The 2,642-nt window shown below is 37.9% G+C and carries 3 protein-coding genes; 2 read left to right on the top strand and 1 reads right to left on the bottom strand.

What is annotated here, in order from left to right:
* Positions 1 to 187: 187 nt before the first annotated feature.
* The gene (locus tag AX663_RS05930; RefSeq protein WP_002885312.1) at positions 188 to 1,738 is read left to right on the top strand and encodes a BCCT family transporter; all 1,551 of its coding nucleotides are present in this window, start codon (positions 188 to 190) and stop codon (positions 1,736 to 1,738) included.
* Positions 1,739 to 1,952: 214 nt separating this feature from the next.
* Positions 1,953 to 2,309: a potassium channel family protein gene (locus tag AX663_RS05925; RefSeq protein ID WP_261787309.1), complete on the top strand. Its 357-nt coding sequence runs from the start codon at positions 1,953 to 1,955 to the stop codon at positions 2,307 to 2,309.
* Between the two features lie 12 nt (positions 2,310 to 2,321).
* Here the strand turns inward: AX663_RS05925 and AX663_RS05920 are convergent, their stop codons facing one another.
* Positions 2,322 to 2,561 carry a protein rep gene (locus AX663_RS05920; RefSeq protein WP_002885362.1) on the bottom strand — a complete coding sequence of 80 codons (240 nt, stop codon included), beginning with the start codon at positions 2,559 to 2,561 and terminating at the stop codon, positions 2,322 to 2,324.
* Positions 2,562 to 2,642: the final 81 nt, after the last annotated feature.

Below are 2,642 nucleotides of genomic sequence, written 5' to 3'. Positions count from 1 at the left end.
ATTATCAATCACCCTACCAAGTTTTTCTGAGTTACTTGAAAAGTCTAACTTAATTTGACAATTTAGGTTCTTAAACGTCTCTAGTTAATCAACTAAAAATTATAACTAGCTGGGTGTTATCTAATCTCCCCTCATTTTTAAGTTATTATCATTTTTGATATAATGGTAGAGAATGAAAGGAGATTTTATGTCAACTAAAAATTTAACGCCGGTCTTAAAAACCTCTTTTGTGCTACTGGCTATCCTGGTCCTTCTTGGTATTGTTATGCCTGACGGCTACCAAGTTTGGTCAGAACAACTAAGGGAAGTTATTTCAGATAAACTTGGCTGGTTTTACTTATTACTGGTCACGTCAATCGTTCTACTTTGTGGCTTTTTCCTGGTTAGTCCCGTTGGGCAAATCAAACTGGGGGAACCCAATTCGGTGCCTGAACACTCTACTATCTCTTGGATTGCCATGATATTTTCTGCTGGAATGGGAATCGGCCTTGTCTTCTACGGTGCCGCAGAGCCCTTATCCCATTATGCCATTTCAACGGTACGAGCTACCCCAGGGTCGCAGGAAGCCTTAGCCGATGCTTTCCGTTACACTTTCTTTCACTGGGGCATCCATGCCTGGGCAATATATGCTTTAATCGCCCTGGCCCTTGCCTACTTTGGTTTCCGAAAAAAAGAGAAATATCTTTTATCGGTTACCTTAAAGCCCTTGTTTGGTAAAAAAACAAACGGTAGCCTTGGTAAGATCGTAGATACGATTACAGTGGTCGCTACTGTTATCGGGGTGGCAACCACTCTTGGTTTTGGGGCAGCCCAAATCAATGGGGGACTCAACTACCTCTTTGGTATTCCAAACAATGCCCTTGTGCAAGTTATTATCATAATTATCACAACCATCCTCTTTACCATTTCAGCCCTTTCTGGTCTTGGAAAAGGGGTAAAAATCTTATCAAACACCAATCTTATTTTAGCGGTTGGACTACTCGCCATCACCATAATCATCGGTCCCACAGTCCAGATTTTTAATACCTTGACCGATAGTATCGGACTGTATATTTCCAATTTCTTCCGTATGAGTTTCAGTGCTGGTTCCTTTGGTCAATACAATCGTGACTGGATCAATACTTGGACGATTTTCTATTGGGCTTGGTGGATTTCTTGGTCACCATTCGTGGGAGTTTTTATTGCCAGAATTTCTAAAGGACGTAGTATCAGACAATTTCTATCCATCGTCTTATTAGCACCGACTGTATTAAGCTTTTTATGGTTTTCTACCTTTGGAACACTTTCAACGCATGTTCAATCACTTGGAAATGTAGATTTAACACAGTTTCCAAGTGAGCAGACCTTGTTTGCAACCTTCAGTCAACTGCCATTTGGTTTTATTGCCTCCGTTGTTGCCATCATCTTGATCATTACCTTCTTTATCACGTCAGCAGACTCTGCGACCTATGTGCTAGCTATGCTCTCTGATGATGGGAATCTCAAACCAAAGAATAACCTTAAAATCTTCTGGGGCGTACTCCTTGCGACTATTGCCATCGTCTTACTTCTTTCAGGGGGCTTAGTAGCCTTGCAAAATACGCTGATTATCGTAGCCTTTCCATTTTCACTCATCATGGTACTGATCATGGTTTCCCTAGTCATTGAATTGCTACACGAAAAAGACAAGATGGGACTGTCAATCACACCGACACGATACCCTAAAAAAGATCAACCCTTCAAATCTTATGAAGAATAAATAACCCAATTTGTAAAATTAAGCTAGACAGAAAAAGCCTATGTTAGGCTCAGATAAACACCACATTTGTCTGAAAGGAACTAACATAAATGACCTATACTCATCTTACCACAAACGAGCTTGTAACGATAGAGGCTTACTATCAAGAAAACATAATAAAAATTAATATAAAAAGTGTCTAAAATACATATTTAAACACTTTTTGTATGCTATAATTTTCATTAACACTATAACAAAGGAGAACCAAATGAAACGTTTAAATACTCTATTTCATATTATAAAAGTTACAGGATTTAATCAATTTTTGATAAGTTTTGTAAGTTTTATTTTTATTTCAGGAGGAATACTTTTATTAGTTGAACCTCAAATAAGTAATTACTGGGATGGACTATGGTATGCTTTTGTCACATCAACAACAGTAGGTTACGGAGATATACTAGCTACTACTCTAATCGGACGTATTACTAGCGTCTTTTTAACTGTATATGGACTTATTTTTTTTGGATGCTTATCAGCCGTAATTGTCAATTACTACAGCAAATTAAATACACCTAATAATAAAACTGACTAACATATTTCTTAGTTACTGTAAAAAATAATTCTTTCTCTGCCAATTCCAAACGGCTACAATTTCCTGACCTCGCGATACTTCTTGACTATCCTCTCCAGTCTGAACAAGATTACCATCTTCGACATCATCTAAGTCTAATTCTTTCTTGATAGTCTTGAAGAGTTTGCCAAATCCAATCTGTCGTTTCCGATAAAGTCCCTCAAACAAATCACCCGTTATCCGTTCTTTCGTCTCTTCAGACAAGACAATCACTTGTTTGTCATTCTCTTTCTCGACATCAAATGGATTTTACTAATATTTCTCAAAATTATGAGGCTGGGACAAAAGTCCTAG

Source organism: Streptococcus sp. CCH8-H5 (assembly GCF_001556505.1).
GTDB lineage: Bacteria > Bacillota > Bacilli > Lactobacillales > Streptococcaceae > Streptococcus.
This window is presented reverse-complemented; position numbering and strand designations above follow the sequence as displayed.

Coding starts and splice junctions, on each gene's coding strand:
- AX663_RS05930 (WP_002885312.1), top strand. CDS start 188: ATGTCAACTAAAAATTTAACGCCGGTCTTAAAAACCTCTTTTGTGCTA.